At 72.5% G+C, this 12,942-nt stretch carries 8 protein-coding genes; 7 read left to right on the forward strand and 1 reads right to left on the reverse strand.

All coding sequences use genetic code 11. The features are described from left to right. Positions 1-1,540 (reverse strand): type VI secretion system ImpA family N-terminal domain-containing protein (locus RMN98_RS19195; RefSeq protein WP_309650424.1); only part of this gene is annotated, 1,540 nt, incomplete at its 3' end. A 129-nt stretch (positions 1,541-1,669) separates the two neighbouring features. Here RMN98_RS19195 and pepN point away from each other — a divergent pair. The 7 genes from pepN (at position 1,670) to RMN98_RS19230 (ending at position 12,860) form a co-directional block, all read left to right on the forward strand. After that, on the forward strand, positions 1,670-4,126 hold the full coding sequence (gene pepN, locus RMN98_RS19200; RefSeq protein WP_309650425.1) for an aminopeptidase N: 2,457 nt from the start codon (positions 1,670-1,672) through the stop codon (positions 4,124-4,126). Continuing rightward, positions 4,123-4,956 carry a formate dehydrogenase accessory sulfurtransferase FdhD gene (locus RMN98_RS19205; RefSeq protein ID WP_309650426.1) on the forward strand — a complete coding sequence of 278 codons (834 nt, stop codon included), beginning with the start codon at positions 4,123-4,125 and terminating at the stop codon, positions 4,954-4,956. Before pepN ends, RMN98_RS19205 begins: the two co-directional genes overlap by 4 nt. A 72-nt stretch (positions 4,957-5,028) precedes the next feature. After that, on the forward strand, positions 5,029-6,228 hold the full coding sequence (locus tag RMN98_RS19210; RefSeq protein ID WP_309650427.1) for an exonuclease SbcCD subunit D: 1,200 nt from the start codon (positions 5,029-5,031) through the stop codon (positions 6,226-6,228). Further along, complete coding sequence (locus RMN98_RS19215; RefSeq protein ID WP_309650428.1) at positions 6,228-9,092, forward strand: SMC family ATPase; 2,865 nt, start codon at positions 6,228-6,230, stop codon at positions 9,090-9,092. The genes RMN98_RS19210 and RMN98_RS19215 overlap by 1 nt, the downstream gene beginning before the upstream one ends. A 43-nt stretch (positions 9,093-9,135) precedes the next feature. Then, entirely contained in the window at positions 9,136-9,894 is a 759-nt protein-coding gene (locus tag RMN98_RS19220) for a class I SAM-dependent methyltransferase (protein WP_309650429.1), read from the forward strand. A 30-nt stretch (positions 9,895-9,924) separates the two neighbouring features. Continuing rightward, positions 9,925-11,466 carry a TldD/PmbA family protein gene (locus tag RMN98_RS19225; RefSeq protein ID WP_309650430.1) on the forward strand — a complete coding sequence of 514 codons (1,542 nt, stop codon included), beginning with the start codon at positions 9,925-9,927 and terminating at the stop codon, positions 11,464-11,466. Next, a complete protein-coding gene (locus RMN98_RS19230) occupies positions 11,466-12,860 on the forward strand; it encodes a TldD/PmbA family protein (RefSeq protein WP_309650431.1) in 1,395 nt (464 codons plus the stop codon). Before RMN98_RS19225 ends, RMN98_RS19230 begins: the two co-directional genes overlap by 1 nt. Positions 12,861-12,942: the final 82 nt, after the last annotated feature.

Genomic DNA, 12,942 nt, shown 5'->3' on the forward strand with positions numbered 1-12,942 from the left:
TCCACGCGTCGACCAGCGGCGCCGTGATCTCCTGGTACCAGGAGCAGAGGTTGCCGCGCGCCTTGGGCCGCTTGAGCCCGGGATACATCGGCTCCCAGAAGAGCTCGGTCATCTGATCGAGGACCACCAGGCCCTCGAAGACGCCCTGGGCGCCGGCGGTCTGTGCACGGCCGGCGGCGTAGTAGAGGACGATGCGAAAGTCCTTCGACTCTCCCTCCAGGATCGTCTGCGCGTTGCCGGCCACCGCGGCCCAGTCGATCTTGCCGCCCTCGAGCGAGTTGGCCTTGTCGACCTCGGCCTTGACGGTCTCGAAGCTCGCCTCGTAGGAGACGTCGCGGATCGAGGTGAACCGGTCGGAGCGCTCGAGGGTGAAGGGCGTGCCGTTCGCGTCGGTCCCGGTGATGGTCCAGGTCTGGCTCTCGGTGCCGCCGGTGATGCCGTCGATGACGCGGTCGTGGTTGGAGATCAGCTGGAAGAACGTCAGCTCGGCGTTGGCCAGCGGGACGGTGATGTCGGTGACGCCGGTGCGGGACTTGTCGCCCTTCGTCAACGACGAGGTGACCGTCATCCCCTCGGGCAGCGGCCCGTAGGTGCCGGTGATGCCGGTGAGGCGGTCGTCGGTGATCGTGCCGACGGGGGCCGCGATGTTGGCGACCTTGAACGGCGCCCCCAGCGGCTCCTCCTGCACGTAGATGGCGTCGGCGGGGTGCATGCTCATCGTCGCGGGGCCGCTGAACTGCATCGGGTGGCCGAAGCCGACGACCCGGCCTTCGCAGACGCTGGTCGCGGTCCCGACCCCGGCCGCGGTGATGTCGCCGTAGGCGAGCGAGGAGGCGATGTTGCCGCCGGCAACGATGTCGGCGGCCGTGGGAGCGGCGGCTCCCGTCGCCTTGCCGACCGCGTAGGCCTTGCTCGTGAGGTAGGGCCGACCTGTGGCGCCGTCGAGACGCGAGGCGCTGACCCCCGACACACCGAGCGGCATCGGCAGCTGGCGGAAGCCCTGGGATGCCTCGGCAGCGGAGGCGTCGGAGCCGCGCGCGATGCGCTGGGCCATCACTGTGTCGACCTTGATCCGGCCCGGGCGGGCGGCGGCGTCGAGGTAGTCGTCCATGTCCTCGAAGGGCGTGATGCCCGCGACCGGCGACGATCCGAAGGCCAGGCCGTAGGCAACGGCGCCGATCAGGCGGCCGTCGTCGGCGTAGACCGGGGATCCCGACATGCCCTGCCAGATGCCTCCGGCGGCCTGGATGGCCGGTGAGTCGAGGTCCATGATGATCATGTCGAGACCGGGAGCGATCCCTCCCTCGAGGACGCCCAGCACCTCACCCGTGAACGGCTCGGGAGTGACCCCGGAGTCGACGGTCAGGCCCTCGACGGCCTGGCCCGCTGCCACCTCGGCGAGCGGGAAGACAGCGGTGCAGTCGCCCGCGGGCTCGGCCGACGTGGCGGGACCGGTCGCGGTGACTCCGACGAGCATCCCCGTGGTCGTGGCGAGGGCCGCGAGGGAGAGGGCCCGGCGGTGATGACTGATGAGCGGCATGGTGGTGCCTTCCTGCCGAGAGAGGGACGCATGGGGCGTCCCGTGTGACCTCTACGACGCACCAGCATCGCGGTTGGTTGCCCCGGAGGCCCCACGTCTTCGTGAAACCTTCGCAACTAGGGTGATCTGGTGACGACCCAGAGCCAGAGCCTGCAGCACACCGAGGCCCAGGAGCGCCGCAGCCTCCTCACCGTGACGTCGTACGACGTGCGCCTCGACCTCGCATCCGACGACGCGACCTTCGGGTCGGTGACCACGGTGCGCTTCACCAGCGAGGGGGGGCCGACGTTCCTCGACCTGAAGCCGGTGAGCGTCTCCTCGATCACCCTCGACGGGCGACCGGTCGACCGTGACCTGCTCGACCGCGGTCGACTGCCGATCGACACGACACCCGGCGAGCACGAGCTCGTGGTCGACGCGACGATGCGCTTCCGCAACGACGGCGAGGGGCTGCACCGCAGCGTCGACCCGGCCGACGGCAGGCACTACGTCTACGGCATGTCCTTCATGGACGCGGCCCCCAGCATCTTCGCCTGCTTCGACCAGCCCGACCTCAAGGCGCCCTACACCTTCCACGTGCGCGCGCCCGAGGACTGGGTGGTCATCGGCAACGGCGCGGCCAGCAACCCCGAGCCCGGCGTGTGGGAGCTGGCGACGACGCAGCCCCTGTCGACCTACTTCGTCACCCTGGTCGCCGGGCCCTACCACCTGATCCGCGACGAGCACGACGGCATCCCGCTCGGGCTCAGCGCCCGCGCCAGCATCGCCGGCGACCTGGAGAAGGACGCCGACGAGCTCTTCACCATGACCAAGCAGTGCTTCGACGAGTTCCACCGGCTCTTCGGGATCCGCTACCCGTTCGGCGACTACCACCAGGCGTTCGTGCCGGAGTTCAACGCCGGCGCCATGGAGAACCCCGGCTGCGTGACCTTCCGCGACCCGCTCGTCTTCAGCTCCCGCGTCACCCGTGGCGCCCGGGTCAACCGCGCCACCACGGTCGCCCACGAGATGGCGCACCAGTGGTTCGGCAACATCGTCACGCCGGCGTGGTGGGACGACCTGTGGCTCAACGAGTCCTTCGCCGAGTACATGGGCAACCGCGTCACCGCCGACGTCACCCAGTACGACGACGCGTGGGTCCACCAGGCCTACGCTCGCCGCCAGTGGGGACTGACCGCCGACCAGCGGCCCAGCACCCACCCGGTGGCCGGCAACGGGGCGGTCGACGCGACCGCTGCGCTGCAGGACTTCGACGGCATCTCCTACGCCAAGGGCTCGAGCATCCTCAAGCAGCTCAACGCCCGCCTGGGTGACGAGGTCTTCTTCGCCGGCGTCATCGACCACTTCACGACGCACCGCTTCGGCAACGCCACGATGCACGACCTCTTCACCAGCTGGGAGAAGGCGGGCGCGGGCGACCTGTCGGGCTTCACGTCGAGCTGGCTGCGCACGGCCGGCCCCGACACGGTGAGCCTGGACCGCGCGGCCGGCGTGCTGCGCCGCACGCCCCCGGCCGAGCACCCCGCCGACCGCGCACACCGGCTGCGGATCGCGACCGCAGCCGAGGGCACGTGGAGCACCGCCGAGGTCACGCTCGAGGGGCCGGAGACCCCGCTGTCCGTCGGCGACGCATCCGTGGTCATCGACCCCTACGAGGACAGCTGGGGCGTCTTCCTGCCCGACGCGACCACCGTGCAGGGCCTCAAGACGCTCCTGCCCTCCATCACCGACAGTGCGCTCCTGGCGGCCTCGTGGAACTCCGTTCGCAGCGCCTTCCACCAGGCCGCGATCGACCCCGCCGACGTCGTCGACCTGCTCGAGGCGCGGCTGCCGATCGAGGACACCGAGTTCACCGCCCGCCACACGCTGCCCTGGGTCTTCGCCGCCGTCGTCCCGTTGGCCGGTGCCGACGCGCTCCCCCGCGTCCACGCCGCAGCCCTCGCCCGGCTCCATGCCGCCGAGGCGGGCTCCGAGCTCCAGCTCGCGGCGTTCCGCACGGCGATCACGGCCAGCACGGAGCCCGACGAGCTGCGAGCGTGGCTCACCACCGACCTGCCGACCGGCCTCGAGCGCGACCTCGACCTCCGCTGGCGGATCCTGGTCCGGCTGGCCGCCCTGGGCGCGACCGACGCCGCGGAGCTGGACGCGGCCCTGGCCGAGGAGCCCACCGGGGTCTCGCGCGTCGAGCACTCCCGGGCGCGGTCCTCGCTGCCGACCGCCGAGGCCAAGGAGTTCGCCTGGGCGCGGTTCACCGGAGAGGTGGACGTCGCCAACTACGAGCTCGTCGCCGCCGGCGCGGGCATGTGGCGCGGTGGGCAGGACGAGCTGACGGCGCCGTACGTCGCCCGCTACTTCGACGAGCTGCCTGCCACCGTCGCGGTGCGCAGCGGCTGGGTGCTGGCCGAGGCGGCCGAGGCGTTCTTCCCGCTGGGCGCGCTCACCGACGACACCCTCGCCCGCACCCGGTCGTTGCTCGCGCAGGACGGGCTCGACCTGTCGCTGCGACGACGGCTCGTCGACCAGGCGGACGAGCTCGAGCGTCGGCTCGCGGTGCGTGCCGCGTTCCCGGCCGGCGGACCGGCATGAGCGAGCGGCCGCGTCGGCCCGGCCCCTCGGTCCGCACCCGGGTCGAGGAGCACACCGACGACGGGGTGAAGCGCCGCGAGGACCGCCTGGTCACCGAGGAGCCGCTGGAGATCCGCCTCGCCTGGCCCGGCTCCCCCGCCCGGCGGGTCTGGGTGACGATGCGCACCCCCGGCCACGACTTCGAGCTGGCCGCCGGCTGGCTGCGCCACGAGAGCCTGGTCGGCGACGAGCACATCTCCGGCGTCGCCTACTGCACCGACGTCGACCTCGAGCCGGAGCAGGAGTTCAACGTCGTCACGGTGACCTTGGCGGCTCCGCCGCTGCACGACCCCGGCCACCGCCACGAGACCCAGTCGACCGGCTCGTCGGCGTGCGGCGTCTGCGGCAAGGACAGCGTGTCCGCAGCGCTCGCGGTGACCCCCGCGGCGCGGTGGGGCGGCGCGCTCCCCGAGCCCTCCGTCGTACGACGGCTGCCGGAGGTGCTGCGCACCCAGCAGCAGGTCTTCGACCGGACCGGCGGGCTGCACGCGGCGGGTCTCTTCGCCGCCGACGGCACCGCGCTCGTCGTGCGCGAGGACGTCGGTCGGCACAATGCCGTCGACAAGGTGACCGGAGCCCGGTTGCTCGCCGGGTCGTCCCCCGCCGAGGCGTGCCTGGTCGTCAGTGGGCGGGCGGGCTTCGAGCTGGTGCAGAAGGCGATCGCGACCGGTGTCGGGGCCCTCGCGGCGGTCGGGGCACCCACGAGCCTGTCGGTCGACCTCGCCCGCGAGGCCGGGCTCACCCTCTACGGCTTCACGTCCGAGGGCCGCACGGTGCGCTACAGCGGGTGAGTCGTCCCACGTGGTCGGAGGTCCGCGGCGTGGGTGCACCAGGGTGTCGGCGGGCGCCTCTAGGTTCGACGTGTGCGCATCCTCCACACCTCTGACTGGCACCTCGGCCGGTCCTTCCACCGCGAGGGGATGCTCGCGCACCAGGCCACCTACCTCGACCACCTGCTGGAGGTCGTGGAGTCCGAGCGTGTGGACCTGGTGGTCGTCTCGGGCGACATCTACGACCGCGCCCTGCCGCCGGTCGACGCGGTGCTCCTCGCCGACGACGCACTCGTGCGGCTCGCGGCCTCGCGTGCCTCCGTCGTGCTCACCAGCGGCAACCACGACTCAGCCCGACGCCTGGGCTTCAGCTCGCGGCTGATCGACGCGGCGGGTGTCCACATCCGCACCGACGCCTCGGGCGTGGGCGCGCCGGTCGTGCTGCCCGACGAGCACGGCGCGGTGGCGGTCTACGGCCTGCCCTACCTCGACCCCGCGGCGCTCGTGGAGCCGTGGGCCCTGTCTGCTCGCTCGCACGAGGCGGCCCTCACCACCGCGATGGGGCGGGTCCGCGCTGACCGGGCGCATCGTCCCGGGGTCCGGTCGGTGGTGATGGCGCACGCCTTCGTGGCCGGTGCCCAGCCGAGCGACTCCGAGCGCGACATCTCCGTCGGCGGCGTCTCGATGGTGCCCACGTCGGTCTTCGACGGCATCGACTACACCGCGCTCGGCCACCTCCACGGCCGCCACACGCTCACCGACCGGGTCCGCTACAGCGGCTCACCGCTGGCCTACTCGTTCTCCGAGGCCGACCATCTCAAGGGCTCCTGGCTGGTCGAGCTCGACGCGGGCGGCTTCGCAGGGGCCTCCTTCCTGGAGGCACCGGTGCCGCGAGCGGTCGCGCGCCTCTCGGGTGACCTCGAGACGCTCCTGAGCGACCCGGGCCTGCGTCACCACGAGCAGTCGTTCGTCGAGGTCACGCTGACCGACCCGGCGCGTCCGAGCCGGGCGATGGACCGGCTGCGCCAGCGTTTCCCGCACACCCTGGTCCTGCGCTTCGCGGCCTCGATCCCCCGTCTCGGCTCGCTCCCGGCGTCGCAGACCCACGCGCGCTCCGACCGCGACATCGCCCTGGACTTCATGACCGACATGCGCGGCGGACCACCCGACGAGTCCGAGACCACCTTGCTCTGGAGCGCGATCGACGCCTGCTGCGACGACACCGACGTCGACATGCTGCTCTCCGACCGTGACGACGCCGGCACCGACGAACCGGCCGAGGAGGTGGACTGATGCGGCTGCACCACCTCGAGATCACCGCGTTCGGTCCCTTCGCCGACACGGTCCGCGTCGACTTCGACGAGCTCTCCGACGCCGGCCTCTTCCTCCTCTCCGGAGCCACCGGCGCCGGCAAGACCAGCGTCCTCGACGCCGTCTGCTTCGCCCTCTACGGCGACGTCCCGGGTGACCGCAACACCGCCAAGCGACTCCGCTGCGACCAGGCCGGGCCCGGGGTGGCCCCGAGGGTCGTGCTCGAGGCCACCTTGGGGGCGCGTCGCTTCCGCATCGAGCGCTCGCCACTCTGGGAGCGCCCCAAGCTGCGCGGCGAGGGCACCACGACGCAGCAGTCGTCGGTCACCCTCGCCGAGCGGGTCGACGGCGAGTGGCGCCACCTGTCCAGCCGCCTCGACGAGACCGGTCACCTCATCAGCCACCTCGTGGGCATGACCGTCACCCAGTTCACCCAGGTGGCGATGCTCCCCCAGGGGCGCTTCCAGACCTTTCTGCGCTCCCGCTCCGAGGACCGCCACGCCGTCCTCCAGCAGCTCTTCCGCACCGGCCGCTTCGCCGACGTGGAGCGCTGGTTGCGCGACCGGCGTGTCCGGCTTCGCCGGGCCGGCGACGAGGCGCACCAGCGGGTGGCCGACCTGGTGAGCAGGGTCAGCGAGACGGCCGAGAGCCCCCTCCCCGGTGACTGGGACATCCGCGACCTGACCCTGCCGGCCGCCGACGGGCAGCTCGGCGCCTGGGCCGGGGCCCTCCACGACGACGCAGCACGGTCGCTCGTCGAGGGACGCGAGGCCGCCGCCGACGCCGCCACCGCAGAGGCGACGCTGCGCGGGACCCTCGCCGAGGCGCGCGCCCTCCACGAGCGGCTCGCGGGCCACCTCGCAGCCGAGGCCGAGCACGACCGCCTCGTCGCGGCCGCCGACGAGGCGGCCGACACCGGCAGGCGCGTCTCCCTCGCCCAGCGCGCCTCCGGGGTCGCGCCGCTGCTCCGACTCCGCGACCAGGCTCGCGACCAGCGGGACCGCCTCGCCGCAGACGTCGACCTCCTCGAGGTGCGTGACCGTGACCAGGTGGCCGTCGGCGTCGAGACGTCGCTCGAGGAGGCCGCCCGCGTGCGCTCGCTGCGTCCCGCCGCGACCCGCCTGGCCGAGGCGACGACCGAGCTGGGTGGCTGGCACCAGCGTCAGGCGCAGGTCACCCGCGAGACCCACGAGCTGCGGCTGCAGTCGCGTCTCGCCGCGATCGACCAGCAGGTCCGGCTGCTACGCGAGCACCGGTCGGTCTCCCACCGCATCGACGTCGCCCGCACCGCCTGGCACACCGCACGGGAGAGCGCGCTGACCCTGCACGAGTCGCTGCTGTCGTTGCGCGAGGCCCGGCTGGACTCCATGGCCGGCGAGATCGCCCTGGCGCTCGCCGTCGGAGCGTGCTGTCCGGTGTGCGGCTCGGCCGAGCACCCCCACAAGGCACAGCCCTCGTTCGACGCTCCGGACGCTGCGGCCGAGAAGGCCGCGCTGCGCGCGGTCGACGACGCCAAGGCCACCGAGCACCTGCGCGACCTCGAGGTCCGCGACCTCGTCGCCGCGCGCGACCGGCTCACCGAGGCCCTCGGCGAGGTCACGCTCGACGAGCTCCAGTCGCAGCGGGCCGACGTCGAGGCCGAGCTCGCTCCCCTGGCCGCGAGCCGCGGGGGCCGCGCCGGGGCGAGCAGGCCCCCCGACCCCGCGCAGCTCGACGAGCAGCTGCGCGCGCTCGACCGCCGCTCCGCCGAGGCCGCAGCCCGCATCGACGGGCTGACCACGGAGTGCACCGACCTGCGAGCCACTCTCGACCGGGCCCTTGCGGGCACCGACTGCCCCGATCTCGACGCCCTGCTCGCCACCCACGAGGCGCAGCTCGCGTCGGGCCGCGCCGCCCTGCGAGCGTTGGACGCGCTCGCAATCGCCAGGTCGACCCACGACGAGGCGCGGGGCGCCCTCGAGCGCGCCAGCGCCGAGGCAGGGTTCGACTCCCCCGAGGCAGCAGCCGCTGCGGTGCTCCCGGAGGCGGAGGTCGAGCGACTGACCCGCGCCGTCCGCACCCACGAGCAACGGCTCGCCGCCGTGCGCGAGGTCCTCGGCGCCCCTGGTGCCGACGAGCTCACCTCGGCGCTGCCACCCGACCTGCCACCCCTGGTCGAGGCCCACGCCGATGCCCTCGCCGCCCTGGCCCGCACCCGTGGCAAGGTGGAGCACGTCGTTGTCCGGGTGACCCGCTTGGCAGCGCTGCAGGCCCAGCTCGAGAGCGCCCTCCGGTCCTGGGCACCCCTGCGCGAGGACCTCGAGGTGACGGTGCGGCTGGCCGCGTTCGTGGAGGGCAAGGCACCCGACAACCGGCTGAAGATGCGGCTCTCCGCCTATGTCCTGGCCTACCGTCTCGGCCAGGTCGTCGCTGCCGCCAACCAGCGCCTGGCCTCGATGAGCGACCAGCGCTACTCGTTGGTCCACACCGGTGACCGTGGCGCCGGCGAGACCCGCGGCGGTCTCAGCCTCCTGGTCCGCGACGACTGGTCGGGTGAGACCCGGGACCCCGCCACGTTGTCCGGGGGCGAGACGTTCGTGGTGTCGTTGGCCCTGGCTCTCGGCCTCGCCGACGTCATCACCCACGAGGTCGGCGGCGCCGCGCTCGACACCCTCTTCGTCGATGAGGGCTTCGGCTCGCTCGACGCCGACACCCTCGACGACGTCATGGACACGCTCGACGCCCTGCGCGACGGCGGTCGTGTCGTGGGCGTGGTCAGCCACGTCGCCGAGCTCCGCGACCGGATCCCGACGCAGCTGGTCGTCACCAAGTCACGGTCGGGCTCCACGGTGGCGCTGCGTCGCTGACGCGGGTCTGTCCACGCGGGGCCGCGAGGTCTAACGTCGCCTCATGTCCTTCGTGGTGCCACCGGACGCCTACGCCCGCTTCATGGGGCGGTTCTCCGTGCCCCTCGCGCCGAGGTTCGCCGACTTCATCGGTCCGGAGGTCGGCCAGCGCGTCCTCGACGTGGGCAGCGGACCAGGAGCACTCACCGCCGAGCTGGCGCGACGCCTCGACGTCGACGCGGTCAGCGCCGTCGACCCGTCGCCTCCGTTCGTCGAGGGCCTCGCGGAGCGTCTGCCGGGGGTGGACGTGCGACCTGCCTCGGCCGAGGACCTGCCCTTTCCGGACGGCGCGTTCGACGCGACCGTCGCCCAGCTGGTCGTGCACTTCATGAGCGACCCGGTCGCCGGCCTCCGCGAGATGGCGCGCGTGACGCGACCAGGTGGGGTCGTGGCCGCCTGCGTCTGGGACCACGACGGAGGACGGAGCCCGCTCAGCCTCTGCTGGCAGGCCGCGCAGCAGTTGAGCCCCGGCGCCACCGCCGAGGACGGGCTGCCCGGTGCCCGGGAGGGGCATCTCGAGGAGCTGGCGACCCTCGCCGGCCTGCGTGACGTCGTGAGCGGAGACCTGCGCGTCGACGTCACCTTCGACGACGCGGACGACTGGTGGGAGCCCTACACGTTCGGCATCGGACCCCTCGGCGAGCACGTCGCGGGACTGGACGAGGCCGGACGCGCAGCCCTGCGTGACCGGTGCTTCGAGCTGCTGGGGCCTGCGCCCTTCACGATCTCCGCCCATGCCTGGGCCGTGCGCGCGCGTCGCTGAGGGACCGGCCTCTTCGGATAGGTTCGGTGCATGAGTGGACTCCCGGGCGCACCCACGCTCGATCCGACCTTCTCCTCGCTCCCCTACCGCCACCTGGGCGACGCGGCCCTCACCCGGGCGCGCGAGCTCGGGGTGTCCCATGCTGACTTCCGTTTCGAGCGGATCCGTTACCAACGCGTCGCGGTGCGCGACGGGGTGCTGCAGAGCGCCAGTGACACCGAGGACCTCGGCTTCGCCGTCCGGGTGATCCACCGGGGTGCCTGGGGCTTCGCCGCCGGGATCGCGCTCACGCCGGAGGAAGCGGTCCGGGTCGCCGAGACGGCCGTCTCGGTCGCCGTCGTCGCGGCAGCGATGACCAGCACGCCCGTGGAGCTCGCGGCCGAGCCGGTCTACGACGACGTCACCTGGGTGTCCTCCTACGTCACCAACCCGCTCGAGGTGCCCGTGGCCGAGAAGGCGGCGCTGCTCGTCGACTGGACCGAGCGGCTCCGCACGGGCGCGGCGGTCGACCACGCGTCGGCGTACGCCCTGCAGGTGCAGGAGAACAAGTACTACGCCGACCTGCACGGCACCCGGACCACGCAGGAACGGGTGCGGCTCCAGCCCGGGTTCGAGGCCATGGGCACCGGGGCCGACACGTTCGACTCCATGTCGTCCATCGCCCCGCCGGTCGGCAGGGGCTGGGAGTACCTCACCGACGGCAGCCACGACTGGGACGAGGAGATCGAGCAGGTGCCCGAGCTGCTCGCCGAGAAGCTCAAGGCACCCAGTGTCGAGGCCGGTGACTACGACCTGGTCATCCACCCCTCCAACCTCTGGCTGACGATCCACGAGTCGATCGGGCACGCCACCGAGCTCGACCGGGCCCTGGGCTACGAGGCCAACTACGCCGGCACGTCGTTCGCTACCTACGACAAGCTCGGCACGCTGCAGTACGGCTCACCGGTCATGAACGTCACCGGTGACCGCACCGTCGAGCACGGGCTGGCGACCATCGGCTACGACGACGAGGGCGTGCAGACCCAGTCGTGGGACATCGTGCGCGACGGGGTGCTCGTGGGCTACCAGCTCGACCGGTCCATGGGCCACAAGAAGCCCGAGCTGGCCGGCCCGGACCACCCGACGGGTCGCTCCAACGGCTGCGCCTACGCCGACTCCCCCGCTCACGTCCCGATCCAGCGCATGGCCAACGTGTCGCTGCAGCCGTCGCCCGACGGGCCCTCCACCGAGGAGCTGATCGGCCGCGTCGACCGCGGTCTCTACGTGGTCGGCGACAAGTCGTGGTCGTTCGACATGCAGCGCTTCAACTTCCAGTTCACCGGTCAGCGGTTCTACACGATCAAGGACGGCGAGCTCGTCGGCCAGGTGCGCGACGTCGCCTACCAGGCCACCACGACGGACTTCTGGGGCTCGATGGAGGCGGTGGGTGGGCCACAGACCTGGGAGCTCGGCGGCGCGTTCAACTGCGGCAAGGCCCAGCCGGGCCAGGTGGCCTCGGTGAGCCACGGCTGCCCGACCTCGCTCTTCCGCGGCGTCCGCATCCTCAACACCCTCGACGAGGCAGGCCACTGATGACGATCCCGACCACGCCCCAGTCCCTGGTCGACCAGGCCGTCGCCGTCTCCACGGCCGACGACTGCGTCGTCATCGTCCGTGACCACACCAGCGCCAACCTCCGGTGGGCCAACAACACCCTCACCACCAACGGCGTGATGCACGGCGTCTCGGTCACGGTGGTCTCCTTCATCCGCTCGGGCGACGGGGTGGCCACCGGCTCGGTCAGCGGCAGCGCGAGCACGCAGGCCCAGGTCACTGCGCTCGTCGAGGCAGCAGATGCAGCTGCCCGGTTGTCCTCGCCCGCCGAGGACGCCGCCGACCTGGTCCGTGACCGCGTCTCGCCCGACTGGGACGAGCAGGCCGTGTCCACCGACATCCACGTCTACGACACCTTCGCGCCCGCCCTCGGCGAGGCGTTCGGGCGGGCCTCCTCGGCCGACCGCGTCCTCTACGGCTTCGTCAACCACGAGGTCGCGACGACGTTCCTCGGCTCGACCACCGGCTTGCGGCTGCGCCACGTCCAACCCACCGGGCACTACGCCTGCACCGGCAAGACCGCCGACCTTCGCGAGAGCGCGTGGGTCGGTGGTGCGACGCGTGACTTCGCCGACGTCGACGCCCTGGCCATGGAGGCGACCGTCGCGCAACGGCTCGGGTGGGGCGCGCGCCGGGTCGACCTCCCAGCCGGCCGCTACGACACGATCCTGCCCCCGACCGCCGTGGCCGACCTGATGATCGACGCCTACTGGTACGCCGGCGCGCGGGTCGCCTGGGAGGGCCAGTCGGTCTACAGCCAGCGCGGGGTCGGCACGCGGATCGGTCAGCAGATCACCTCGCCCGGCGTCCACCTCTACTCCGACCCGTCGTACGACGGGCTCCAGTGCGCGCCGTTCGCCCTCGCGGGGGCCTCCGGCAACGAGTCGTCCGTCTTCGACAACGGCCTGCCGCTCGAGCGCACCGACTGGATCCGGGACGGCGAGCTCACCTCGCTCCTCCAGACCCGCCACTCGGCGGAGATGACGAGTCAGCCCGTGACCCCCGCCATCGACAACCTGGTGCTCGAGGTCGACGCCGGCTCCGGGTCGATCGAGGACCTCGTGGCCGGCACCGAGCGAGGACTGCTCCTGACCTGCCTGTGGTACATCCGGGAGGTGGACCCGCAGTCGCTGCTCTTGACCGGGCTGACCCGCGACGGCGTCTACCTCGTCGAGGGCGGCGAGATCGTGGGGTCGGTCAACAACTTCCGCTTCAACGAGAGCCCGATCGACCTGCTCCGCCGCTTCTCCCACGCGTCGGCGACGGTGCCGAGCTTCAGCCGGGAGTGGGGCGACGACTACTTCTCGCGCACCGCGACCCCGGCGCTGCGCGTGCCCGACTTCAACATGTCGAGCGTGTCGCAGGCGATGTAGGCCGGTCCGGACCGCCTCTCCCACCCACGCCGAGTCGGCGCGATGGTGCACCCGCGCAACAACAGTGCGCCGACTCGGCGTG

It is taken from the genome of Nocardioides sp., assembly GCF_031397825.1.
GTDB lineage: Bacteria > Actinomycetota > Actinomycetes > Propionibacteriales > Nocardioidaceae > Nocardioides.

Coding starts and splice junctions, on each gene's coding strand:
- RMN98_RS19205 (WP_309650426.1), top strand. CDS start 4,123: ATGAGCGAGCGGCCGCGTCGGCCCGGCCCCTCGGTCCGCACCCGGGTC.
- RMN98_RS19215 (WP_309650428.1), top strand. CDS start 6,228: ATGCGGCTGCACCACCTCGAGATCACCGCGTTCGGTCCCTTCGCCGAC.
- RMN98_RS19220 (WP_309650429.1), top strand. CDS start 9,136: ATGTCCTTCGTGGTGCCACCGGACGCCTACGCCCGCTTCATGGGGCGG.
- RMN98_RS19225 (WP_309650430.1), top strand. CDS start 9,925: ATGAGTGGACTCCCGGGCGCACCCACGCTCGATCCGACCTTCTCCTCG.
- RMN98_RS19230 (WP_309650431.1), top strand. CDS start 11,466: ATGACGATCCCGACCACGCCCCAGTCCCTGGTCGACCAGGCCGTCGCC.